Source organism: Enterococcus sp. 4G2_DIV0659, assembly GCF_002140715.2.
Taxonomy (GTDB): domain Bacteria; phylum Bacillota; class Bacilli; order Lactobacillales; family Enterococcaceae; genus Enterococcus_L; species Enterococcus_L mansonii.
In genome coordinates, this window is record NZ_NGLE02000001.1 from 2,762,226 (window position 1) to 2,786,968 (window position 24,743).

Annotated in this window: 19 protein-coding genes; 18 read left to right on the forward strand and 1 reads right to left on the reverse strand. The window is 34.9% G+C overall.

Translation table 11 applies throughout. The features are described from left to right. Window positions 1-71: 71 nt before the first annotated feature. The gene (locus A5880_RS12960) at window positions 72-1,052 is read right to left on the reverse strand and encodes a polyprenyl synthetase family protein (protein ID WP_086329440.1); all 981 of its coding nucleotides are present in this window, start codon (window positions 1,050-1,052) and stop codon (window positions 72-74) included. Between the two features lie 119 nt (window positions 1,053-1,171). On the opposite strand from A5880_RS12960, the gene A5880_RS12965 reads away from it, so the two are divergent. From A5880_RS12965 to A5880_RS13050, 18 genes are all read left to right on the forward strand, one after another. Continuing rightward, on the forward strand, window positions 1,172-2,077 hold the full coding sequence (locus A5880_RS12965; RefSeq protein WP_086329441.1) for a prenyltransferase: 906 nt from the start codon (window positions 1,172-1,174) through the stop codon (window positions 2,075-2,077). A 28-nt stretch (window positions 2,078-2,105) separates the two neighbouring features. Then, window positions 2,106-3,317 (forward strand): NAD(P)/FAD-dependent oxidoreductase, encoded by a 1,212-nt coding sequence (locus A5880_RS12970; RefSeq protein WP_086329442.1) that lies wholly within the window; start codon window positions 2,106-2,108, stop codon window positions 3,315-3,317. Between the two features lie 329 nt (window positions 3,318-3,646). Beyond that, complete coding sequence (nhaC, locus tag A5880_RS12975; RefSeq protein WP_086329443.1) at window positions 3,647-5,044, forward strand: Na+/H+ antiporter NhaC; 1,398 nt, start codon at window positions 3,647-3,649, stop codon at window positions 5,042-5,044. Window positions 5,045-5,150: 106 nt separating this feature from the next. Beyond that, complete coding sequence (locus A5880_RS12980; protein ID WP_086329444.1) at window positions 5,151-7,526, forward strand: DNA translocase FtsK; 2,376 nt, start codon at window positions 5,151-5,153, stop codon at window positions 7,524-7,526. Window positions 7,527-7,834: 308 nt separating this feature from the next. Next, window positions 7,835-8,536, forward strand: a complete 702-nt coding sequence (locus A5880_RS12985; RefSeq protein WP_086329445.1) for a GntR family transcriptional regulator — start codon at window positions 7,835-7,837, stop codon at window positions 8,534-8,536. A 423-nt stretch (window positions 8,537-8,959) separates the two neighbouring features. Then, entirely contained in the window at window positions 8,960-10,066 is a 1,107-nt protein-coding gene (locus tag A5880_RS12990) for a tyrosine-type recombinase/integrase (protein WP_086330304.1), read from the forward strand. 325 nt (window positions 10,067-10,391) lie between these two features. After that, the gene (locus tag A5880_RS12995; protein WP_086329446.1) at window positions 10,392-11,069 is read left to right on the forward strand and encodes a winged helix-turn-helix transcriptional regulator; all 678 of its coding nucleotides are present in this window, start codon (window positions 10,392-10,394) and stop codon (window positions 11,067-11,069) included. Between the two features lie 49 nt (window positions 11,070-11,118). Next, the gene (locus A5880_RS13000; protein WP_086329447.1) at window positions 11,119-13,650 is read left to right on the forward strand and encodes a SpaA isopeptide-forming pilin-related protein; all 2,532 of its coding nucleotides are present in this window, start codon (window positions 11,119-11,121) and stop codon (window positions 13,648-13,650) included. Between the two features lie 22 nt (window positions 13,651-13,672). Continuing rightward, on the forward strand, window positions 13,673-14,014 hold the full coding sequence (locus A5880_RS13005) for an LPXTG cell wall anchor domain-containing protein (protein ID WP_086329448.1): 342 nt from the start codon (window positions 13,673-13,675) through the stop codon (window positions 14,012-14,014). Window positions 14,015-14,122: 108 nt separating this feature from the next. Then, window positions 14,123-14,977, forward strand: coding sequence for a WxL domain-containing protein (locus A5880_RS13010; protein ID WP_086329449.1), 855 nt, complete (start codon window positions 14,123-14,125; stop codon window positions 14,975-14,977). Between the two features lie 257 nt (window positions 14,978-15,234). Beyond that, entirely contained in the window at window positions 15,235-16,353 is a 1,119-nt protein-coding gene (locus A5880_RS13015) for a WxLIP family cell surface protein (protein ID WP_086329450.1), read from the forward strand. Window positions 16,354-16,385: 32 nt separating this feature from the next. Further along, on the forward strand, window positions 16,386-17,048 hold the full coding sequence (locus A5880_RS13020; RefSeq protein ID WP_086329451.1) for a hypothetical protein: 663 nt from the start codon (window positions 16,386-16,388) through the stop codon (window positions 17,046-17,048). 27 nt (window positions 17,049-17,075) lie between these two features. Then, on the forward strand, window positions 17,076-17,825 hold the full coding sequence (gene lepB / locus A5880_RS13025) for a signal peptidase I (RefSeq protein ID WP_256924781.1): 750 nt from the start codon (window positions 17,076-17,078) through the stop codon (window positions 17,823-17,825). A gap of 311 nt (window positions 17,826-18,136) precedes the next feature. Continuing rightward, on the forward strand, window positions 18,137-19,219 hold the full coding sequence (locus tag A5880_RS13030) for a PA14 domain-containing protein (RefSeq protein ID WP_143353616.1): 1,083 nt from the start codon (window positions 18,137-18,139) through the stop codon (window positions 19,217-19,219). A 279-nt stretch (window positions 19,220-19,498) separates the two neighbouring features. Next, window positions 19,499-20,272, forward strand: a complete 774-nt coding sequence (locus tag A5880_RS13035; RefSeq protein WP_336577179.1) for an SdrD B-like domain-containing protein — start codon at window positions 19,499-19,501, stop codon at window positions 20,270-20,272. 1 nt (window position 20,273) lies between these two features. Continuing rightward, window positions 20,274-22,007, forward strand: coding sequence for an SdrD B-like domain-containing protein (locus A5880_RS13040; RefSeq protein ID WP_086329454.1), 1,734 nt, complete (start codon window positions 20,274-20,276; stop codon window positions 22,005-22,007). 136 nt (window positions 22,008-22,143) lie between these two features. After that, a complete protein-coding gene (locus A5880_RS13045) occupies window positions 22,144-22,893 on the forward strand; it encodes an ABC transporter ATP-binding protein (RefSeq protein ID WP_086329455.1) in 750 nt (249 codons plus the stop codon). Beyond that, a complete protein-coding gene (locus A5880_RS13050) occupies window positions 22,883-24,706 on the forward strand; it encodes an ABC transporter permease (RefSeq protein ID WP_086329456.1) in 1,824 nt (607 codons plus the stop codon). The genes A5880_RS13045 and A5880_RS13050 overlap by 11 nt, the downstream gene beginning before the upstream one ends. The last annotated feature ends 37 nt before the right edge of the window (window positions 24,707-24,743 follow it).

Below are 24,743 nucleotides of genomic sequence, written 5' to 3' on the forward strand. Positions count from 1 at the left end.
AGACAACTCCTTCTTAATTTCGAAGAAGTTTCTTTTGCCCCAACCTTAATTTTTTATGACGGAAGCTATTTTTAGAAAGAACGTTGTAATAATAATTGAGTAAGCTGAGTCAATTGCTCTTTTCCTAGACAATCGGGTAGTTTTTCGATGTCAGTCAATGCTTTTTCGGTTACTCGTTTGGCAAATGCCTTAGCATCATTGACGCCATCAAATTCATGAACAAGTTGAGCAGTTTCGATGGCTTGTTCTGTCGTGATGCCAGCTCCTTTTTCTAGGTAGAATGAAAAATGCTCGGGTGCTTTTTGCATCGCAAAGATCAAAGGAAGTGTGTAGACACCTTGTGATAAGTCTTCCAGAACAGGTTTTTTCAATGTTTCCACATTTGCGGTATAATCTAGGATGTCATCATAGACTTGAAATGCTATCCCAATATGCCGGCCGATCCGTTTGGCTAAACGTTGTACTTCAGAGGAAGCATAGCCAAAGTGAGCACCTTCAAGACAGCTTAAAGAAAACAACTCAGCTGTTTTGCCGTTAACACTACGTAAATAATCAGAGGTGGTCATGTTCTTTTTATAGCGTGTGTGCATTTGATCTAATTCACCAAGAAGCAGACGTTTCATTGCTGAAGCATTCTTATGTAAAAAATCAGAACCATTCATTGTTTCAGCCAGTAATTCAAAGAATTCAGTGAACAATAAATCACCTGTGTAAACAGCAATATCTTTACCGTAACGGGATTGAATGGTCACGTTTCCTCTACGAAGAGGGGAATCGTCAATAATGTCATCATGCACAAGTGTTGCCATATGCAGGATTTCGATTGAAGCGGCGATTTTGATTAATTGGTTGTGGTTTTGTTTTTCTTCATCACCGATTTGAGCAAATAAAAAAAAGAAGGCTGGACGCAATAATTTTCCGCCTGAATAGGTTAATTCAACCAAGGCATGTTCGATTTCTTTATTTCGTATTTTTACTTGATGTTTAATCAATTCACACGTTTCATTTAATTGTTGTTGGATAATAGGAAATTCTTTCCAAAAATCATTCATAACACAATAATCCTTTCAGTCGTTCAATACTATTGATTGTATACGAAGTTGGTGAATAAATACAAGTAAATTATTCTGTGAGCATAAAACTAAATATTGTCAGGAGAGAAGAGTATAATTTGAATAGAGAAGTATTTTTTGAGTTAGTCGAATTAAAAGCAAAGACAGCCAGTGTTCTGCCCTTTCTTTTAGGGATTTGTTTTAGTTGGTATCATTATGGACGTTTACATTTAGGTTATGTTCTTATTTATTTTATTGCGATGTTTATTTTTAATATGGCTGTTGATATTTTGGATAACTATAATGATTACCATCATGCTAAAGAAGGACACGATTATAAAGAAAAGACTAACATTATTGGAAGAGAAAACTTATCTCTGGTGATGATTCGGCGTTGGATTATCTGGATGGTGGGGATTTCTGCTTTGATAGGAATTGGTCTGTCAATGAGTGTTGGTTGGCCATTGTTATGGATGGGGCTTTATTGTTATTTGATTGGAATTTTTTATTCTTCAGGTCCAAAACCATTATCTAGTTTACCGCTGGGGGAATTTTTTTCTGGGTTTACAATGGGATTTATGATCATGTTGATTTGTGTATATATGAACACATTTGATTCTTTTCAATGGACAATTGCCAATATTAGTAGTATCTTTTTGGTTTCGTTGCCGAATACATGTTTGATTGCTAATTTGATGTTAGCTAATAACATTTGTGATCTAGAAGAAGATGAAACCAATCATCGTTTTACACTGGTTCATTATTTAGGGAAAAAAGCATCAATTGGTTTGTTCGTTAGTTTGATTGTTGTAGCATTTGCTTCAATTATTTTGAGCGTGATTTTAGGTCTTGTTCCAGTAACGATGTTATTAACGATATTGGTTGTGCCCTTTATCTGGAAACAAACGAACTTATTTTTAAACGAACAAATTAAAACAAAAACATTTATCTGTGCTGTAAGAATTTTAGCAGTCGGCGCAATTGCACAAGTAGTATTTTTTGCCATAGGATTGTGGCTTAAATAATAAATAAAAAGGTTAAGAGGGGATTTAAATGAGTAAGCACGTCGTTATTTTAGGTGCTGGCTATGCCGGTTTAAGAGCGTTACACGAATTACAAAAAGGTAATAATGATCTAAAAATCACATTGGTTGATCAAAACGATTACCACTTTGAAGCAACAGATATCCACGAAGTTGCAGCAGGGATTCAAACATCAGAAAGAATCACTTATCCAATTAAAGATGTTGTAAAAACAGCTTTTACAACATTCGTACAAGGGACTGTTCAAACAATTGATAGTGAAAAGCAATTGGTACACTTGAAAGATCAAGAAGCGATTTCTTATGATTATTTGATTGTGGCATTGGGGTATGAGTCAGAATCGTTTGGCATACCAGGTGTGGAAGAATTTTCATTAAAAATGGTCGATATTCCGACATCAGAAAAGGTCTATCAACATTTAACGGAACAAATGGAAGCATACAAAGAAACGAAAGATGAAAATTGTCTGAAAATTGTTGTTTGTGGCGCAGGTTTCACAGGAATCGAATTATTAGGATCATTACATGAAGGGAAGAAAAAATTAGCTGAAATCGCTGGTGTTGAACCTGAAAAAATCCAATTATACTGCGTTGAAGCTGTGACTCGTTTATTACCAATGTTTAGCGAAAAGCTTGGTGGTTATGGTATCGATCATTTGAAAAAATGGGGCGTAAATTTCTTGGTTGGAAAACCAATCAAAGAAATCAAACAAGATACAGTTGTCTATTTAGATAATCAAGAGACTAATGAGTTAAATGAATTAGCAGCTAAAACGATTATTTGGACAACAGGAGTCAGCGGTAGTCATGTGGTTGGCGATTCTGGTTTTGAAGCAAAACGTGGACGTGTTATGGTACAACCTGATTTGACCGATGCCAATCATAGCAATGTGTATATCATTGGTGACTGTTCTGCTGTGATGGATAAAGAGTCAAGCCGTCCTTACCCTACTACAGCACAAATTTCTCTTAAAATGGGTGAACATGCAGGGAAAAATATCAAAGCACAATTAAAAGGAGAACCAACAAAAGAATTTACCTTTAAATCATTAGGTTCTGTTGCTTCTATTGGGAATAGTCATGCCTTTGGTGAAGTTGGAAAAATGGAAGTGAAAGGCTACCCAGCTTCTGTTATTAAAAAAATGATCATGGATCGTTCTTTATTTGAAACAGGTGGCATTAAAGAAGTCTTGGCAAAAGGACGTTTTGATTTTTACCGTTAACATGTTAAAATAACCGTAAGCGCATTGAAAGGTGCATAGTAGAAAATTGTTTTGAAATGACAGAAAGTTAACGGCTGATGGAAGTTGACCAAAACATCTTTTTGAATTACACATCTGGAGCGTAATAGTATATTCGGGTGAGATCCGTTAGCGTCTTTTGAGAGGGAATGAATCTTTAATTCCAACGATGGGTGGTACCGCGTGTATATATGCGATTAGGACAAGAGTACAATGTTGTTCGATTGTTTATTCGTCCCTGATAGTCTATTTGATTATCAGGGACTTTTTTTTATTCATAAATTTAAATATAAGAAAAATGAGGAAAGTAAATGGAGAAAAAATTAAGTGTAAAAGAAGCATTCGTTGTATTTTTGTCATTATTATTGATTATCAGCATTTGTGTAATTGGCGTAGGGATGAGTCCAATCTTCCCAGTATTATGTTCATTAGGTTTATTGATCGGCTGGAGTAAATGGAGAGGTGCGTCTTGGGATAAAATTCATGAAGGAATCATAGAAGGTGTGAAAACAGGCATTATTCCTATGATTATTTTCATTTTGATTGGTGCCTTAATTGCTGTATGGATCGCAAGTGGTGTCATTCCAACGATGATGTATGCCGGATTTTCAGTTATTAGTACGAGCATATTTTTGCCCTCTGCGTTTGTTAGTTGTGCACTGGTGGGGATTTCTATTGGAAGTGCATTTACTACTGTGTCGACGATTGGGTTGGCGTTGATGGGTATGGGGATTTCGATGGGATTCAACTCAGCGATCCTGGCCGGAGCAATTATCTCAGGAGCAGTATTTGGTGATAAAATGTCTCCACTTTCTGATACAACCAACTTGGCGTCCGCTGTTGCTGGATCTGATTTATTCAAGCATATTAAAAACATGATGTGGACAACTGTTCCTGCTTTTATCTTGTCATTCATTTTATATGCAGTTATTGGGTTTCAAACAAAAATTGGACAGACGGCTATTGAGACGAAACAATTTTTAGACGTTTTACAAGAAAACTTTTCGATCAGCTGGTTAGCGCTGTTACCAATCTTGCTACTGGTTGTTTGCTCAATAAAACGTGTTCCCGCAATTGCTTCTTTACTAGTGACGATTTTAGTATCGAGCATAATGTATATGGTTCAAATAAAGACAGTGGATTTAAAACAATTAAGTACGATTTTAGAAGCAGGTTTCGTTTCGGAAACAGGTATGGAGCAGATTGACGCGTTGCTGACCAGAGGTGGTATTCAAAGTATGATGTGGTCCGTTTCGTTGATCCTATTAACGCTTTCCTTAGGCGGCTTATTAATGAAAATGGATGTGATCACCGTATTGATGACACCTCTTGCGCGTAAGCTAAAAACAACAGGCTCACTTGTTGCTGCAACTGTTTTTAGTGGGGCGTTAGCCAACGTAATGATTGGTGAACAATATTTGTCAATTATATTACCAGGGCGTGCATTTAAAGAGAGTTACGATGAAGCTAAATTACAACCAGAAGTATTATCAAGAGCCCTAGAAGATTCAGGAACTGTCTTGAACTCGTTGATTCCTTGGGGGGTAAGTGGTGTCTTTATGGCAAGTACGTTGCAAGTTTCTACATTAAGTTATGCGCCTTTCAGCTTCTTTATTTTACTATGTCCTATTTTATCCATTCTTTCTGGTGTAACAGGGATTGGTATTCATAAACAACAATTTATGTCAAAAAAGGAAGGAAAAAGATAATCAATTTTTTTTGAAATCATTAAAATTACAAGAGAAACAATGGGGGTACTTTTGTTCGGCTCGATTTTTAGGTATAATGGGTACTGATTGAAAAGAGGGATGTTACATGGCACAAAAAAGGAAAAGTGCAAAAAAGAAAAAGACAAAAAAGCAACAACAGCAACAAGAGCATCTTAATTTCATTTTCCTTGGTATCTTTTTTATCTTATTTGGATTATTTGGACTCTTAAAATTAGGATTTCTTGGAACGTTGATTGCTAATGGATTGCGTGTCGCGATAGGAAATACATTTATGATCGCAGCGGGACTACTGATGATTTACGGTTTATTGCTGGTTATCTATGGCAGAAATTTCCCAATTAAAAAAAGTCGACCGCTAATCGGTATTTTCGTTTTATACTTAGGAATTTTATTATTTCTACATGCGCATATGTTTCGTAATGTTGGCACTCAAACACCAGATATTATAGGAACAACTTGGGATTTTCTTAAAATAGATTTGAAGAGAAGTACTGTTATACAAAACGTTGGCGGTGGGATGATCGGAGCGGGTTTATACAGCTTGACCTTTTTTTTAGTTGCTCAGCTCGGAAGCTATTTAATCGCGTTTTTACTAATCCTATTAGGTGTATTTTTAGCAAGCATGCTTGATTTTCAGCAAGTCATAAATGCATTGCAAATGATTCAAGAAAAGCTGAGTCAGTTGCTATCTAAAAGTGAAGAACGTCAAGCCGAAAAAGAAGCCAAGCGCGCTGAAAAGCAAGCAGCTAAACAAGCGAAAATCGAAAAATTAGCGCAAGAACGATTAAAAAACGATGTAAGAGAGCTGACACCAGGAGAAAAATTGGCCCAAGAAGCTAGAGAGCAAGAAGCACAGCAAATGCAAGAACCAGAGCAGTTAACCCTTGTTCCTATTGATAGTTTCCAAAGTCAAGAAAACCTACAGCCGATAAAAGCCACTCCAGAGATTGAAGGGGAAATAGACGAAGGCAGTGAGCTAGATTTCGATATTTCAGAAGAAGCTGAAGATCGTGATTACGAATTGCCGCCGTCTACATTATTAGATTCTATTCCATCTACAGATCAAAGTGGGGAATATCAAAAGATCGAAAAAAATATTGGTGTTCTAGAACAAACATTTAAAAGTTTTGGTGTGGATGCAAAGGTTGTTAAGGCTAGTTTAGGTCCTGCTGTAACAAAATTTGAAATTCAGCCAGCCGTTGGTGTGAAAGTGAGTAAAGTGGTTAGTTTGACAGATGATATTGCGTTAGCACTTGCTGCTAAAGATGTCCGGATGGAAGCCCCGATTCCTGGAAAGTCATTAATCGGGATCGAAGTACCCAACAGCACGGTTAGCACTGTGTCATTTAGAGATATTATCGAAGCTCAGCCGAGTCATCCAGATAAACTGTTAGAAGTGCCCCTTGGACGTGATATTTCAGGGATGGTTCAATCAGCGGATTTAGCTAAAATGCCTCACTTACTGATTGCCGGATCAACGGGTAGCGGAAAGTCTGTTGCCATCAATGGGATCATCTCTAGTATTTTAATGAGAGCAAAACCTCATGAAGTAAAACTAATGATGATCGACCCTAAAATGGTAGAGTTAAACGTCTATAACGGAATACCACATCTATTGACACCTGTGGTCACAAATCCACGCAAAGCCGCACAAGCTTTGCAAAAAGTGGTACAGGAAATGGAATTTCGTTATGAAAAATTTGCGGCAACTGGAGTTCGAAATATTTCTGGTTATAATGAATTAGTGATTCAAAAGAATTTAGAAGATGGTGAAAATCGTCCAATCTTACCATTTATTGTCGTAATCGTTGACGAATTAGCTGATTTGATGATGGTTGCAAGTAATGAAGTGGAAGATGCGATTATTCGTTTAGCCCAAATGGCTCGTGCTGCTGGAATCCATATGATTTTGGCAACACAACGCCCAAGTGTGGACGTTATTACAGGGATTATCAAAGCGAATGTCCCTTCTAGGATGGCATTTGCCGTTTCTAGTGGAACAGATTCACGGACAATTATTGACAGCAATGGTGCTGAAAAACTTTTAGGTCGCGGAGACATGTTGTTCTTGCCAATGGGTGAGAATAAACCAATTCGTGTTCAAGGTGCGTTTATCTCAGACCATGAAGTTGAACGAATCGTGGCATTTGTCACAGAACAGCAAGAAGCAGACTATCAAGAAAGTATGATGCCGACAGAAGAAGAAGCTACCGTTACAAGTGGTGAGACGCCGCAAGATGAACTATATGAAGAAGCGAAAGCATTGGTTGTAGAAATGCAAACAGCTAGCATCTCTTTATTACAAAGACGATTTAGAATTGGCTATAATCGTGCTGCGCGTCTAGTAGATGAACTGGAAGAACGCGGCGTCATTGGGCCTTCAGAAGGTAGTAAACCAAGAAAAGTGTTTCTTGAACCTGTACCCGAAGAAGAGCCAATAGACCAAGGAACAGAAGGATAAAAATCCGAATATTATTCAAGAGAAAGAATGAGCGTTCTTTTTTCTTGCTATGTATTTGGTTTTAGAGGGTGGAATAAAACTATTTTTTAGTTTTGTTTCACCCTCACGTTTTTATATAGAAACTACTAATTGTTGTTTCTAATAGTTTTTTTGTCGTTAGAAATTTTGGTATAATGTATGAAATACTAGTAAATGTTAAAAAAACAGAGTTGAATTAAATCATAAATACGATTAGAATTAAAATAATCTAAATCATTGGCGAACAACTTAAAAAAAGGCACTCAATAAAACAAATAAGGATGGTCAACATGAGAAGAAAAAGCGTATTATACTTAGATGTTGCTGAACAAATTAAAGCAGATATAATGAATGGTACATATCCTGTGGGCTCATTACTGCCAACAGAAGCAGAACTTGAACAATTATTTGAGGTTAGTAAAATCACTGTTCGTCGTGCAATCGAATTATTATCATCAGAAGAATTAGTTGAGAAAAAAAGCGGTAAAGGAACGACGGTTTTAAGCAATCGACCTTATAATAAATTATCAAAAGCTGGCACATTTACAGAGTATCTTAATGCATCAGGGCAAAAGGTGACAAAGAAAATTTTAAGCTTAGAGACAGTTACGTTACAAGAACATTCAATGGTCTACAAGTTTTTAGGAGAACAAGCAGTTAAAGTTTCACGTTTATACACATTAGACGAGCAACCCTATATTTATTTTAACTACTATTTACCAATAACTTTGAAAGATATTCCATTAAATGAGTTTGAAAATGAGTCGTTATATCGCTTGATGGATCAGCATAAAATAGAAATAATTAAGTTTGAAGATAGTTTTCAAACGGTTGAATTAACACCAGAACAACAAACAATATTGCGAACTTCAGAGAAAAATGGGCTAAAAAGGATACGCAAATCAATGAGCCCGTCAGGAAACGTAGTGGAGTATTCTGAAGCAATCTATAATACGGCACTTTATCCTTATGTTATTGAGTATGAATCATAAAACAAGGGAGATAATTTAAGGGTCTAGGAAGTAACTAAAATAGTTACGTCCTAGACCCTTAAACTGTTATTCCTCTAAATTTATCAAAAATCGTAAATTTCTTATTTCGTTTTTCTGTTATTTTTGTTATTTTATTTTTAAAATCAATTTTTTTGAATAAATTAATAAATCCTTATTGTATGTCTTAAGTTACTTTTCGTATTTTTGTGTAAAACATGAAATTTCTTAACTGAAATCAGTATATCCCTTTAAAATCAATAAAGCAATAGCGTTTTTTAAAAAAAATTCTCAATTTTTTTGCTTATTACTACAAAAAAATGAGAATTTCGGGTATCATGTTCTCTAATAACTAGGCGTAGTCTAGGATGTTTTTTTAAGCCGTCAATTACGCCGTCAAAATCTATGGGAAAGGATTTGATTTTTTTGGCTATAGGAGAAAATATTTACAAGCGAAAAGATGGTCGTTGGGAAGGCAGATACCCTAAAGCAAGAAGGACAGATGGGTCTATTCACTATGGTTATGTGTATGGTCGGACGTATCGTTCTGTTAAAGAGAAGCTATTTGAAAAAAAGATTGAAACCACAGTATTTTATTCAAAGGACAAAAAAGAATTTTATGGAACCTTTCAAGAGTGGTCCCATCTATGGCTCACCTCGATAATGGCGCCAAGGATAAAGGAAAGCACATATGCAAGCTATAAAAATAAAATTGAGTTGCATGTGATTCCTTTTTTAGGGAATCGAGCATTAAAAAAAATCGTTCCTGCTGACATTGAACACTTGATCAAGCATTTAACTGAAACATTGTCACCAAGTTCCGTCCATGTCATTTTTCGAATAGTGAAGAGTTGTTTTTATGAAGCAAAAGAGCGTTCCTACATTTATTCTAATCCATGTGAAGGTGCCACTTTGCCCAAGGTTCAAAAAGAGAAAGTCCGAGCGTTAACAAGGGCAGAACATAAAACAATCGAAACTATTTGCCTACAAACAAAAAAAGGACTACCTATATTAATAGCATTAGAAACGGGGATGAGAATTGGAGAGATTTGTGCTTTGAGGTGGGAAGATGTTGATTTTGATATGGATATGATACATGTTCGGCGGACGAAACAAAGAGTCAGTATACCTGATGAATTTGGGAAGAAAACACAAATTATCGAAACAGCTCCGAAAACAATTAATTCGAATCGTTTCATTCCGCTGTCCTTAAAATTAAAAAAAGCCTTATTGAAGTGGAAGGTAGAATCAACATCACCATTTGTGATTGCCAATGGTAAGCATGCTATTGAGCCTAGAACAGTCAGTTATCGTTTTGATCAGATAAAACAAGAGATAGGAGTAAATGACGTGTCATTCCATTCTCTGAGACATACATTTGCGACTAGATGCGTAGAATTAGGTGTCAATGTCGCTGCTATTAGCTCATTACTAGGTCATTCTTCCATTAAGTTGACACTAGATACATATACCAATTCATTTATAGAAGAAAATCGATTAGCTATAAAAAAATTAGATGAATTGACATTTTAATTCATTTGCATAGAGACAAATATGAAAAGATGCATTAAAAAAAGAAGAACTTTCTTTTATTTTAAGTGTTTATTCGAATGTTAGGTGTCTAAGAACGATATAACTATTTAAGTTATATCGTTCTTAGACATTTTTTATTTTAGGAGCTTTTTAATGTAAGTGAGAGTTGGATTTTTGGTAGAAAAATAAAGCATTATGAATTTTTTAAAACATTTTCCGCCGTCAGAATCTCCGTCACTTTGTATAGGCATCCCTTTTATATCAGTAAATCCAGAGGTTGTTTCATGTTTTACACAAAAATATGAAATAAAGAGAGGATCATCAAATGTATACATTAGGGATAGTGATGCCAGAATTAGAAATGATCGAAAAAATACATTCGCATGGATTTGTAACAAAAGAAGTGAAGGAAAAAGATCAACTAAATGAATTAGATGGCATTTTGATAAATGTTGACCAAAAAAGAAATAATCAAACAATCAAAGGGCTGGAATGGTTAACAAAGTTGAGAAAGGAAAACTATTATATTCCCACATGGGTATATACGGATACTCCTATGACTCAATTAGAACAAAGGTTGTGTCTTCATTTAGGTGCAAATGGCGTCTTTATAAAAGAAAGTGAAACAGAAGAAAATGACTTTATCATAATGAAGAATACGTTGAATTGCCTAGTTAATCAAGAGACAACAAAAGCAATGTCAAATTCATTAGTTTTAAACAGAGAAGCGCAAAGCTTACAAATAAATGGTCAATCCGAAATTTGTTTCACACGATTGGAATTTCTGACGATTTCATTTCTTTACGATCATGCAGATAAAGTTGTCACGTATCAAGAAATTTCAGATTATTTATGGAAGGGAGAGCAAAAAAAGCGAAAGTATAGAGTCGGTAACATTATTTTTCTAATACGAAAAAAATTAGGAGAACAAGGAAGCGACTTAATTCAAACCGTTCGATCCAAGGGATTTCGCTTGAATAAAAAGTATCTTTATGACGATTAATTTATAAAATTTTTTGTCAAAGAATAGTAAATCTGAGGAGTTGTTATGCTTGAAAAGAAAAATTAGTTTTGTGTTTTTGATAGGATGTTTAAGCCTCATTTTTCTAAACTATCTGGGAAATGAAAAAATTAGTGCTTCTGATAAAGACGTAGAGACAAAAGTCAACGTTTTTCAGGAGGCTACATTATCGAAATATGATTCGAAAACAGAAACTGCATTAAATGTTCCGATTAAGGATGATGATACCATCAACTACGGTGACATACTTCAAATTAAATATCATTTTTCAATTCCAACTGATATGGAAATTAAAAAAGATCAACTATTTTCTATTGAAGTTCCATATCTGATTCCCACGAATAAAGAACCTTCTCAAGTAACAGATAAAAAAGGGAATATTTTAGGTGAATGGAAGATTACAGAAGATTCGAAAAAGACCAACATGTTAACAGTCAAAGTTAGCAAAGCGTTTGTTGAATCCAAAGAGAAGGATCTTGATATTATATTTTTAGCGCATATAGATGCTTCTAAAGTAGAAAATAAAAATCAAAAATTGACATTTAATTTTGGCACCGAAAAAAATCAAGAACTTCAGTTAAATATTTTAAAAGAATCACAGGTGAAAAAGAGAGCTGTTGAATCTACTGAAAAAATAGGTGTAAATAAAGAGAATAAAGCTGGAACATATTCGTTTAAAGTGAGGGCGATAGATAATATAGATGGTATTCCAGTTAAAGGACAGTCTATATTAGATAATCTAGCAACACCAGAACTCTTAGGTGTATTAGCGGAGATAAACGGTGAATACACGTATACGGGTCTGGAAGCTGGTTCTTATAAAATCGGACCTATGAGCAGTCCTCAATCAGGTTATTTTGCAGATCGCACGTATCCTAAGTACCCCGTTCAAATTCCTCAGGATAAAGAGATAACACTTATATATTTAAAGGGTTGGGGAAGTGTAATGATAACAGTTCTGGATGAAGATAGTAATGCGCCTATTCCAGGAGCAGAATATAAGTTGGTTAATAAGGCTACTGGAGAAGTAGTTAAAGAAGGATTGGTATCAGATGAGTATGGAGAAGTTATAGTTAACGAACTTTATGAAGACACATATTCATTTATTGAAACGAAAGCAGCGAAAGGCTATAGACCTAACCCTACACCAATAGACGTTCTTATTGAGAAGAGAGCATTAATATATCCAGCAGCAGATTCAAGACCTCTATTTTATGATGATATTAATGCAAAAGAGGTTACAAGCAAAAAAGAAAAAGGAACAGTTACTTTTGAATATTATGATGTTGGAGGAATCAAGATTCAAGAACCAGAAACGACAAGTGGTGAAATTGGAGATCTTGTTCCATACACACCTCCAACTGGCTATACCTTATCCTTTACAAATCCAACAGGTATTGATCCGACAAATGTAAATTATGAAGAGGGAACAAAGACAATCAAACTGTATTTCACGAAAGATATAGTAAAAGGAACGGTCACCTTTGAATATTATGATGCTTCTAATGGAGGAATCCAGATTCAAGAACCAGAAACGACAAGCGGTGTAGTTGGAGATCTTGTTCCATATAATCCACCAAATGGGTATACTTTGTCGTTTACAAACCCAACAGGTGTTGATCCAGCAAATGTAAAATATGAAGCGGGAACGAAAAACATCAAGCTGTATTTCACGAAAGATCCAGTAAAAGGAACGGTCACCTTTGAATATTATGATATTTCTAATGGAGCAATCAAAATTCAAGAACCAGAAACAACAAGTGGTGTAGTTGGAGATTCAGTTCCATACAATCCGCCAAATGGCTATACCTTATCCTTTACAGATCCAACTGGAATTAATCCTGCGAATGTGAAATATGAAGTGGGAGCGAAAACCATCAAGCTGTATTTCACGAAAGATCCAACGGAAGCTAATCTAACGATACGCTTTATTGATGAAGAGGGGAGAGACATTGTTAATCCAGTTGTGAAAGCTAAAACAATTGGGATTGCAGTGAATCTTAAGACCGATCCTGAGTTAGGTGTCGCAGCGATTCTAACTGAAATGGAAAAGACACGCAAGCTAGTTGAATCACCGCCTAATGAAACAACATTTGCTATTACAGCAGGTGGTGTCACGGCAACTTATAAATTTGAGGGACAGTTGTTATTAACTGTACCAAGCCTCATTGATTTTGGGACACACACAGTGAAAGCAAAATCTGAACGGATAAATCAACCAGCAAGTGTAACAGGAGACTTAACTGTTCAAGACACCAGAGCAACAAAAGTGCCATGGAAAATCACTGCACGAATCACTGATCCAGTGCATCACATAACCAACACATCAAAGGTTATTAATGACGGTTTGGTCTATGTTTATAATGGAAAAGACGTTGTGTTAAATGCTGGAGAACAGACTGTATCAACTGGGATTAATACCACATCTACACAGATTTATAATGTAAACAACACATGGACAGCAGTTGGAGACGGATTGAAATTTCAAGTAAATCCTGTTGCGATTAGTGCAACTGGAAGCTATAAAGGTGAAATCACTTGGAGCTTAGTAAGTGGCCCATAACAAATAGGGAAAGAGGGGATAAATGATGAAACTGAAACATATTTTTCTTTTAGCTGCTTCTATCTCAATGGGAGTATTACTAGTTATCAATCCAATACATGTAGAGGCAAATTCAGAGCAGAAAATAAATTCAAACGGGAGTATCTCCTTCATTCTTGATGAGGAGTATGAAAAACAACTTCCTAATACAGAGGGGAATTCCATTAATAACACAAATAATGGAACAGCTCAAGGTGCAACGAAACCCATTGGACGATACCCAAACACTGGAGAAGTCGTTAAAAAATCAATGGCTTTAAGTGGCGGAGCTCTTATTGCAATTAGTCTGTTTATTTATTGGAACAGAAGAAAAAGACATGGATGACTTGCGCTGACAGAAGTTAGTGAAGCACCAAAAAATCAATGAAACGATGATAACTTAGCACTTGTTAAGTCTTCATATAATAAAAAAACTATTGGAGGAAACACATTTATGAAAAAAAGAACACTATGCTCAATAGCATTACTAGCAGCAGTAGGAGCAAACATTGCATTACCATCAGCAGCACAAGCAACAGCAACAGAATTTAAAGGGCATGGATCGATTAACTTTGTAGAAGATAATACAACAAATCCGCCGGTTGACCCGGAAAATCCTGATAAGCCAATTATTGTTGATCCAACGAATCCAGAGGATCCAGACAAGCCAATCATTGTTAACCCTGATGGAGGCCCATTATCAATTGATGCATTAAGTAATTTACAGTTTATGACACAATCAGCTACTTTGACAGATCAAAGATATTTTGCAAAACAAGTTCCTATTACACAAACGGAAGGAAATGTAACTGGTGTACGTGGTAACTATGTTCAAGTAACTGACAAACGTCTTGATCAGCGCGGAGAATGGAAATTACAAGCTGCATTGTCTAAACAATTTACAGCTGCTAAGAGTACAGATACTTTAGATGGCGCAACAATCACATATACAAACCCAATTATCAATGCTGGAACTGGTTTTACTGGTACGGCACCACAATTAGGAACTCAAGCATCAAGTGTTGAGTTGACTGTTGCTAAAGGGGCAGTTGATTTCATGGGTACTAAAACTGCTGAGCAAGGTAAAGGACAGTGGATTCTTGAATTTGGTAATACAGCTGGTTATACAAGTAATGTAGCTGCGTCTAAACCTACTGCAGCAGATTCAACAGGTACACCAGATGCAACAGATCCTAACAAAATCGATAATGGATCAGTTTCATTGTTTGTTCCTGGTGGAGCAGTTAAATCAAAAGATAAATATGTAGCAGATATCACTTGGACAATTGTTAATGGTCCAATCGGATAATAGATAGGAGTTTATAGACTCATTTGCTTGCAGAAAAGGATGAAGAAAAAATAAGTCGGAATTAGAGAAATTACATCAATGATTCTCGAAGGTCTGAATTGCTCAATATACAAGAATAGCGTTAACGTTCTTTCGATGGCTATCTTATTGATGAAAAAAACTTGGAACAAGCTAACTATCATTTAGATTTTAATTACAAGAAGAGTCTGGGCATGTGATTATGTCCCAGACTCAATCTTTTTGAAAGGAAACCATTAATGAAAAAAAAATACTTAGTTTTACTTAGCTTGATTGCTGTATTTATGAGTGTAACCATAGGTAAATATGTTACATATGCTGAAGAAAATCAGAAAAGCGAAGATGATAAAATACTTTCAGCTGGAGGATTTACATACAATGTCATTTATCCAGAGAATCAAATCGGAGGAGAATCAGGCTATTTTGATTTGAAAATGACACCAGGACAAAGCCAGACTGTAGAAATAAAATTGCTCAATCTAGGCGAAGAAGAAATTAAAATACATGTTGGATTGACAGGTGCAAAAACCAATCCAAATGGTGTGATTGATTATGGTGGAAATGAAGCGTTTACCTATGATAATTCATTGAAATATAAATTTGAAGATATCGTTAAAGCGCCTAAAGAGGTTGTTTTAGCTGGAAAAAAAGAAGAGATTCTGAAAATCGATATTAACATGCCCAAAACGAGTTATGATGGAAGTATTTTAGGTGGTATTAGCTTGCAGAAGGATACAAACGAGAAAGATGAAGCAGCCAAAAAGGCTTCTGGAACAACTGTTGTTAATCAATTTGCCTATGTAACAGGAATCGTTCTTAGAGAGACGGAAGCAGAAATAAAGTCTGAACTTGGATTCAACAAAGTTGCTGCAAATAATCCCGATAGACGAAATTCGATTGTCATTGACTTGGGCAATAGGAAGCCAAAGATTATGAATGATGTAACGGTTGAAGCACAAATCATGGGAGAAAAAAGTGATGAGGTTCTTTATGAAGCGAAGCAAACTGGAATCAGCATGGCACCTAATACCGTATTCAATTTTTTTGTTGATATGGAAGGACAACCGATGGAGGTTGGCAAATATCGAGCACATATTCTAGCATCTTCTGGGGCGGATAAATGGGAATGGACCGAAGCATTTGAAATTACGAAAGAAGAAGCAGATAAATTCAACAAGGAAGCAGTAGGATTGATTCAAGAACGCGGTTTTGACTGGAAACTAGTAGCTATGATTGCAGGTGGAATTATTGTCCTAGTGATTGTTGTTTTTCTTGGAATTAAGTTTGTTCTAGGACGAAATAATAAGGCGAAGAATGCAGCCAAAAAAGCGAAAAGAAAAAAAGTGAAAGCTAAATAAAATGATTTTGAAGTGAGATAAGGAGGACAATGATGACCATATTGGATTGGATTGCAATAATCTCTTTATCTGTGGCTATTCTGTTGTTATTTTTCATGCTGATAAATCTTGTGATTTTTTTTCGAATGGGAGCAGAGCTTAAGCGAATAACAAAAATTAGGACAAAAAATAAAAAAAAGCGAAGACGTTTAAATCGTAAAAAGAAGGATTTGCGTAAAAAGAAACAAAAACGAATGATTACTGTAGCTTCATTCTTATTTATTTCAGTATTATGCATCATGGCGTCAGCTTATACAGTTTATTATCAATCAACAAATTTGGGAAAAGACGATCAGAATAATATTGTAATGGGCTATTATTATTTATCTGAATTAGAGCAGCAAATTTCCAATTTCGAAGAAGAGAAATCAGATGGAACAAAGCTCAGTGAAAATTTAGGGACAATTTCAATGAGATTGTCAGCCTTTACTTCAAAGGCTGATTATCGCATTAATAATGATGGTCAGTTGCTCATAAACAGATATTATACTTCAATGAAAGAATTGGGGAAAGTTATGTTTGCAGAGCAGCAACAACTTGCAGACAGTCCTGAAAAACTGGCTGAATTAAAACTGGATGTTGCTAAAGTTCGTGAGAAAGAGCAAAAAGTTCTTGATACCTTTAAAATAAGCAAAAAGTCGCTAGAACAAAAGTAATTGATTTTTTGATACAGAGGTAAAGACATGAGAGAAAAAAATCAAAGCAAGCAGAAAATAGCCTTAAAAAATAGTGCGAATAAGAAAAAAAACAATCCAAAAAGAAGTACAAGAGTAGCTTTTAAGAAAAAAATTATGAGGAAGAAAGAGTGGAGAAATAATAAGTACAGGCAACACGAAACCACGCGCAAAAAGAACCATGGAAAACAAAAAAGGAAAAGGCTACGGAGGAGTAACTTATATAAGAAGTTGTTGTTAGAAATTGGAAGTACGTTACTCATTTCTATAAGTATTATCTGGTTGTTTTCTCTTTTTACTTTTACATTTGCTAAAGTGGAGGGATACGGTATGATTCCAACTTTGGCGGATAAGGAAATGGTTTTTATTAATCGAAATAGTGTTAAACGAAGATTTAAGCTGGCCTATATTAGAAAACCTGATGGTAGAGGAAATGATATTAGAAGAATTATTGGACTTCCTGGGGAGAGCGTTAACTATAAAGGAGATCAACTGTATATAAATGGCAATATAGTAGTAGAGAAATTTATCTATGAGGAGATTGGTCAAGCTAAAAATACAGATAATTCATACACTGAGGATTTCAATCTCGAAGAAGATTTTGGTTTGACAAGAATTCCAGAAAAAAATTACCTTGTCCTTGGTGATAATAGACCCTATTCTACAGATAGTCGTTATTATGGACTGGTTGAAGAAAAGGATATTATTGGCATTGTTGAAATGAGGATACTACCAATAAATCTACTAGAGCAGCTCTAACATAGGCGTAAAAGGGACACTGGACTGCTGAAAAAATAAAGAGCTGAATAAGTAATAATTGAACCGGTATTTTTGATACCTTCCTTGTACGTATAGTTATTATAAAAAAATATAAATAAATAAAAAACAAGAGAAGAAAATAAGAGAAACAAAGCTAAACAGAAGAAAAAAGTTGGAAATAAGAATATTTGTTGGTTTAAAATAATATCTATTTTAATAATAAATTATACCATATTTAAATAAACAATTTACAATTTGGTTGTTTGATGCTAGAATGGCAACGGGGGAAATGAAAAAATGAGAATAAAAGGATGGAAAAGATGGAAATAAAAGGGAAAAATAATATTTTTAAAATTAGTTTATTTTTAATTGCATGTTTTGCAGTAATGATTAACGTTAATTCTGTTTCAGCAGAAGAACTAGTAAAAAATAACGACTCATTAATCAAAGCTGATGCAAAAATAGTACATGGTACATTCACAGAGTATTTCAGAAAAGATGGAGTGAACTATATTCCAGTAGCTAGTCAATATGAAAATACAACTTTAGATTTTGAAGGAGCTACAAATAGAGAACCTTATCCAGGTATTAATCCTAATAATGGATTTAGAGTTCAAAAAACTGCATATATCAAGTTAAGTGATACTGGGACATATAGATTTTTAACTAGTAGTAGTGGTGCTACACAAATTTATGTTAATGATACATTGATTTCGCCAACTTATCCGTATATTTATTTACAGGCAGGGCAAGTGATAAAGGTAAAAGTGGTTCATACGTTCCCTTCAATGGCTTCATCGTCTAGTAATGGTCAATATCTAACTAGCGTGTATTGGAATGTTCCATCAGCCCCTCTAGTAAGCCAATTGATTCCAAAAGAATTACTATATACAACAGAAGATTTAGCTGGAGCAGATATAGTTGCTCCTGATAAATTAATTCATGGTGTTTTTACAGAATATGAAAGACGTCAAGGGTTGACAACAAATTTTATTCCAGTGGCAAGTCAATATGAAGATGCAACACTTGACTTTAGTTGTATTTACAACAAACAACCTTATCCAGGAATAGATCCTGCAGCTGGTTTTCAAGTGAAAAAAACAGCGTATATTAAGCTAACTGAAACAGGTAGTTATAAATTTTATGCTACAGGTTCAGCACAAGTGCAAGTGTATATAAATGATGTTATTGTCCAAAACGCTACCCCTATCTATTTGCAAGCAGGACAAATCATTAAAGTTAAAACAGTTGCTCCATTTTATAGTGCAGCTCAAGCAAGTACAGGTAGATACTATTATGATTTAATGTGGACTACACCGTCCATGTACTTAAATCCGTATGCACTGATTCCAAAAGAATTGTTGTACACAACACCGGATTTACAAGGTATTTAAAAATATTTCCCCCATAGTATTACCATAGATTTTATATTATGTAGAAATTTTAAACGAACGTATTATTGAAATTCCCCAAGCAAAACAGCTTTTTCTTACAATTGTTTAGTTTTCTTCAAATAAACAAAAATGAGAGGGAAGGTTATTTTGCAGGGGGATTTTTTGCCTAAAAAATGACTAATAAATTTAGATTTTAAGAATGTGTTTATTTGAAAGCGAGAGTTTATGATAAAGACAGGTAAAAATTATAACTAAAATAGTAAATCAAAAGGAGATAGCATGAAAATAAGGAAAATAGTAAGCAGTGTTGTAATGTGGGGCGTGATGTTAAGCATATTTTTTTTAAATATTCCCGCAATGGCACAAAATAAAGTGAGTGGAACAAGTTCTATAAGTGGAGTATTTTTTGAGGATACAAATATAAATGGTAAGAAAGATATCAACGAAAAAGGTCTTTCAGGTATATCGATTAAGTTAACTGATGAAAATGGAACTGAAATTCCAGGGAAAGAAGTAACGACAAGAGCGGATGGGAAATATATATTTGAAGGACTTGAAGGAAGAAACTATGCTTTGAAAATTGAAGTTCCTAAAGGTTACCGAGTCGTTACATCAAGATATTTTCAAATGGATAAAAATGGTCAGACGGGTTTCGTTAGTTTAGAAGAAAATGATCAATTCGAAGATGGTTGGTTAGGTTTTTATAAAACGGGTGGAACAAGTTCTATAAGTGGAGTATTTTTTGAGGATACAAATATAAATGGTAAGCAAGATATCAACGAAAAAGGCCTTTCAGGTATATCGATTAAGTTAACTGATGAAAATGGAACTGAAATTCCAGGGAAAGAAGTAACGACAAGAGCGGATGGGAAATATATATTTGAAGGACTTGAAGGAAGAAACTATGCTTTGAAAATTGAAGTTCCTAAAGGTTACCGAGTCGTTACATCAAGATATTTTCAAATGGATAAAAATGGTCAGACGGGTTTCGTTAGCTTAGAAGAAGATGATCAATTCGAGGATGGCTGGCTAGGGTTTTATAAGGAGAGATAGTATGAACATAAAGAAAATAGTAAATAGTGTTGTAATGTTGGGCGTAATTTTGAGTGTATTTTGTTCAGGAGTTTCCGCAATGGCGCAAAAGAAAGTAGGTGAAGGTGGTACAGGGTCTATAAGTGGAATACTCTTTGTGGATCAAAACGGTAATGGCCAACAAGATCCCGGAGAACAAGGTCTTTCAGGCATATTAGTTAAATTAATTGATAGCAAAGGAGTTGAAATCCCAGGAAAAGAATTCACAACAAAAGAAGATGGGAAATATATATTTGAAGGACTTGAGAGAAACAAATACGGGTTAAAAGTTTATATTCCTGAAGGCTATAAAGCGATTTCAGCGGGATATTTTCAATTAGATGAAAATGGACACACAAATTATGTTTCATTAAAAGAAGGCGAAAAATTTGAAGACGGTTCTATAGGTTTTTTCCCAAAGCCAGCTACGTTAAACGGCACGGTCTTCAACGATGAAGATCAAGATGGTAAAAAAGGAACAACTGAAATAGGAATTGGTGGTGTTGTGTTGGAGTTGCATCAGATTGGTGGTAAAGCTAATCCGGTAGCTACAACCACAACTACTGTTAATGGTAAGTATTCATTTACTAATATTCCCCCAAATGAAAAATACGAAGTAAGGGCAGTATCATTTCCAGATAAATATGAAGTAGTTCCAAACAAACATTTTGATAAAGATGCTAAAAGTGTTTCACCTTATCTTCTTAAACCAGAGGAACTAAGAAAAGGAGTCATGTTAGCACTTCATGAAAAGACTATTCCTAATATACCAGCGGAAGATATTATTGTAGAGCCGAACCCATTAATCAAGTATGTTGGTGAGACGGGAACCTTGAAGGTGACATTAATACCAGCCGATACAACGGATAAAATTTTAGATTTTAAAGTTATGGATTCAAGTATTATGACTGTGGATGCATCAGGAAATTGGGAAGCTAAAAAAGTTGGCGAAACGGTGATTTCTGTAACAACGACCAATGGGAAATCAAGCCTTGTAAAAGTAATTGTCAAAGAAAGAGAAGTACCAGTAGAGCACATTATTGTAGAGCCGAATCCGCTAATCAAATATGTTGGTGAGACAGGAACCTTGAAGGTGACCTTTGTTCCGGAGAATGCAACGAATAAAGAATTGACTTTTGTAAGTGCAAATCCAGAAATTATGTCAGTGGATCAAAACGGTAATTGGGTAGCAAATAAAGTAGGGAAAACAACAATTACTGTTACACCATCAAGTGGACCAGCATTTGTTGTTGACGTGACAGTAAAGGCAAGGTCGGGCGTTGGTGCCACTTTCTATGATTATCCAGAATATTTAGGTTATTTCCATTATAAAGGAACAGGAACGGCAACAAACTTTGATGATGATTACAATGCTACAGAACCTTATCCAGGTTTAGGAATCGATCATTACAAGGTTACAAAGGTTGGATACGTAACAGTTAAAGATACTGGAAAATATACTTTCTCTGTTGAAATTGATGACAATGCAACTGTTTATTTAGATGATGAAAAAATTATCGACCGAGATTATTTCATCGGTGGTACCTTAACGAATTTCCGCTATTTAAAAGCTGGACAAACGATTAAAATACAAACAGAACATTTCAATAGAAAAGCACCCGTTTCATATTTCCATTTAAGATGGAGAACGCCAAGTAATCCATTTTCAGATAAAGCTATTCCAGATGAAGCGATCACGATGGAACCTGGAGTGTAATTTATTGTAACTATTGGTATTAAAAAAACGTTATAACAAGTTGCTTACAAAAGTGTAAGCAACTTGTTATTTTTTTCTATGGTACGTTTGTTGAAATTGGACTAGACTAACGTAGTAGAGAAAAGGAGCGATAATGATGTTACAAGTTGAGAATTTATCTAAAACATATGGCACTGAAATCAAGTATGAGGCCTTAAAAGGGTTGAATCTAACCGTCAATGATAGTGAATTTATTGGAATCATGGGACCTTCTGGAAGTGGGAAAAGTACGTTCTTGAATCTTTTAGCAACGATCGATCAGCCTACATCAGGTCATATTCTATTGAATGGAAAAGACCCAAATCAATTGAACCAAGAAGAAATTGCGAAATTTAGAAGAAGAGAGCTAGGTTTTATTTTCCAAAGTTTTAATTTAATGCCAACATTAACGGTAGAAGAAAATATTATCTTGCCCTTAACGTTAGATGGAGAAAAGATTTCTGTTATGAAAGAAAAGTTGAATCTTTTAGCTGAGCGTTTAGGGATTGCTAGCCTTTTAAAAAAACGAATTGCAGAAATTTCTGGTGGACAAGCACAGCGTGTAGCTGTTGCCAGAGCAATGATTCATCAGCCGCAATTATTACTAGCGGATGAGCCTACAGGAAATCTAGATACAAAATCCTCAAGGGACGTTATGCAATTGTTACAGCAATTAAATGACGTAGAGAAAGCGACAATTTTGATGGTAACACATGATCCTCTGGCGGCCAGCTATTGCAAACGGATTGTTTTTATCAAAGATGGTGAACTAATTGATGAAATTCACCACAGTGGAAATCAAAAGATTTTTTACGATGAAATCATGATAAAACTATCTGAGATTGAAGGTGCAGATAGTGAATTTTAGTCAATTTGTTGTTCGAAATACCCTGAGAAATAAGCATTTATACATGGCTTATTTTCTGAGTACCTTGTTTTCAGTGATGGTATTTTTCACATTCACAGTATTTGCTTTCCATCCTGCCTTATCAAATGATCTGAATAAGAATGCTCAGATGGGCATGCTGGCTGCGGCCATTATTATTTACGGATTTGCTTTCTTTTTTGTTCTGTATTCGATGGATGTTTTTATCCAGTCTCGGAAAAAGGAATTTGGTTTGTTGATGATTCAGGGAATGAGTCCAAAGCAGTTAAAAAAAATGGTATTTATAGAAAATCTGGTTATCGGTTTTTTTGCAACAATTATAGGAAGTTTAGCAGGAATTGGATTTTCACAAATTATTTTATGGTTAAGTAATCAATTGATGCATGTGGAATTTGGCTTTTATTTTCCTTTGCAAGCACTCGTTTTGACAGTGTTCTCGTTCATTGTTTTATTTTTAGCTATTTCGATTTTTATTCAATTTCGTTTACCTAAGTTAAAAGTACAAGAATTATTAAAAGCAGGAGATCTAGGTAAAGGAACCATAAAAAATTCGCGTATCAAGGCTATTTTAGCTGTTTTATTGATAGGAACAGGATATGCTGTTGCGTTATTAGTAAATGGATTATTAGTACCAATGGTTATGCTTCCAGTGATCTTTTTAGTCGTTGTAGGAACAAGATTTTTATTTAATCAATTAAGTGTTTCCATCATTGAACGATTAAAAAAGAAACAAACTATTTTTTGGAAAAAAACGAATATGGTTGTTTTTTCTGATCTAGCTTTTCGGATGAAAGATAATGCACGTTCATTTTTCTTAGTTTCTATCATATCAACTGTGGCTTTTGCAGCGATCGGTACATTATATGGTTTTCAAAATATGATTTTGGATGGCATGAATCAGGTGCCTTTTGAATTTCAAATTACAGGAATGGATGAAGAAACAACGAAAATCAAGCAAGAGTTTGGGCAGGTCTTGGTAGAGAAAGGGATTCAAGTAGATGAAGGCGAGCTGAATATGTACACTGACAAAGACCAAATTAATTTTATTAAAGAGTCAGAGTATAATCGGTTAGCAGAAATTGCTAAAAAACCAACCATTCAAACACAAGGACAAGCTGTCCAATTACTATCAAAGAATACGGTTGGCACTAAAGAAGCTAAAATTAATGAAGTTAAGTTACCTGATGGCACAAACTTACCAGTCGTAAAAACAGATGAGACAACGTTGCTTTCTTCTTATAGTAGAAATATACTTGTTCCGGATAAGACTGATTTACAAAGTCTAGAACGTACGATGACGACCATTTGGCAACCAAAAAATCTTAGTTATGATGAACTTATTTCACTTGGGAAATTTCAAGAAAAAAATATCCCTTTTATGGCAAAAACTTATTCAAAACAATCGATCACAGATGCTTATGCTCCTATTTTGTTTGTAGGAATCTTTATCGGAATCGTCTTTTTTGTTTCTGCTGGAAGTTTCTTGTATTTCAGATTATATAGTGACATGGATGTGGATGTTGAAAAATTCAAGATGATTTATAAAATGGGCTTAACAAAGAAAGAATTGAAAAAAATGATCTACCAGCAGGTCGGTATATTATTCTTCACGCCAATCATTGTATCTGTTATCCATGGAGCAGTAGCTTTGACTGCGATGTATCATATGTTTAATCAAGGCATGCAAGTAGCTGGCTGGCAAGTACTAGGAGTGTTTGTAGTCATTCAACTTGTGTATTATCTTGTTGCTCGAGTTTTTTATTTCAAAAAAGTGTATCGCTTGGTTCAAGCATAATAAATTAAAGTTGGTAAAAACGGAGGTACCGTTTTTT

Bases quoted from the DNA above. Each gene is read 5' to 3' on its own strand.
- A5880_RS12960 (WP_086329440.1), bottom strand. From the start codon at position 1,052: ATGAATGATTTTTGGAAAGAATTTCCTATTATCCAACAACAATTAAAT.
- A5880_RS12970 (WP_086329442.1), top strand. From the start codon at position 2,106: ATGAGTAAGCACGTCGTTATTTTAGGTGCTGGCTATGCCGGTTTAAGA.
- nhaC (WP_086329443.1), top strand. From the start codon at position 3,647: ATGGAGAAAAAATTAAGTGTAAAAGAAGCATTCGTTGTATTTTTGTCA.
- A5880_RS12980 (WP_086329444.1), top strand. From the start codon at position 5,151: ATGGCACAAAAAAGGAAAAGTGCAAAAAAGAAAAAGACAAAAAAGCAA.
- A5880_RS12985 (WP_086329445.1), top strand. From the start codon at position 7,835: ATGAGAAGAAAAAGCGTATTATACTTAGATGTTGCTGAACAAATTAAA.
- A5880_RS12995 (WP_086329446.1), top strand. From the start codon at position 10,392: ATGTATACATTAGGGATAGTGATGCCAGAATTAGAAATGATCGAAAAA.
- A5880_RS13005 (WP_086329448.1), top strand. From the start codon at position 13,673: ATGATGAAACTGAAACATATTTTTCTTTTAGCTGCTTCTATCTCAATG.
- A5880_RS13010 (WP_086329449.1), top strand. From the start codon at position 14,123: ATGAAAAAAAGAACACTATGCTCAATAGCATTACTAGCAGCAGTAGGA.
- A5880_RS13015 (WP_086329450.1), top strand. From the start codon at position 15,235: ATGAAAAAAAAATACTTAGTTTTACTTAGCTTGATTGCTGTATTTATG.
- A5880_RS13020 (WP_086329451.1), top strand. From the start codon at position 16,386: ATGACCATATTGGATTGGATTGCAATAATCTCTTTATCTGTGGCTATT.
- lepB (WP_256924781.1), top strand. From the start codon at position 17,076: ATGAGAGAAAAAAATCAAAGCAAGCAGAAAATAGCCTTAAAAAATAGT.
- A5880_RS13030 (WP_143353616.1), top strand. From the start codon at position 18,137: ATGGAAAAGATGGAAATAAAAGGGAAAAATAATATTTTTAAAATTAGT.
- A5880_RS13035 (WP_336577179.1), top strand. From the start codon at position 19,499: ATGAAAATAAGGAAAATAGTAAGCAGTGTTGTAATGTGGGGCGTGATG.
- A5880_RS13040 (WP_086329454.1), top strand. From the start codon at position 20,274: ATGAACATAAAGAAAATAGTAAATAGTGTTGTAATGTTGGGCGTAATT.
- A5880_RS13045 (WP_086329455.1), top strand. From the start codon at position 22,144: ATGTTACAAGTTGAGAATTTATCTAAAACATATGGCACTGAAATCAAG.